At 50.9% G+C, this 481-nt stretch carries 1 protein-coding gene; it reads left to right on the top strand.

Features of this window, described 5'->3' with window-relative positions; all coding sequences use genetic code 11:
• A partial coding sequence (locus tag ACT3SX_RS15525) for a hypothetical protein (RefSeq protein ID WP_444761871.1) occupies positions 1-481 on the top strand: 481 nt, incomplete at both ends.

Raw genomic sequence — 481 nt, forward strand, 5'->3', positions numbered from 1 at the left:
GCAGTCAGATGTCAGTGACTATGATTTTGTCACGGGTCTGCTTGCAGATATTGGTATTTCTACTTTGTGGGTATCAGGCGATTCGGTTGATGAGCTAGGTACGTGGTGGTTGGTCAATGGTTTAGATGAGAATGAGCAAATACCGCTGACTTATAGCTATGCGCAGTCCTCCATACAGTCAGGGCAAGACAGCGTCAATGCATTACAGATGACTACGCAGCAACTCGGTAGCCATCGTGTCATGGTACGAGCAGATGGCCTCGCCGCTGATACTATCTATGAAGGTCAAGCAGTAGATGAGTCAGCACTTGCCACAGATGACACCACGGTGCTAATTGCAGCGCCCTCTCGTGTGTATGGTGATGATGCAGCAACTGCGATTGCTGAACAGTGGATCGCGGCCAATCGCTGTCAACGTGAGACCTATCAAGCGACTGGCGCCATGCGTGGCCTAAGTGTCGGCAGCCCTGTAGACATCAAC

The organism is Psychrobacter sp. AOP31-B2-9 (genome assembly GCF_052378005.1).
Taxonomy (GTDB): Bacteria; Pseudomonadota; Gammaproteobacteria; order Pseudomonadales; family Moraxellaceae; genus Psychrobacter.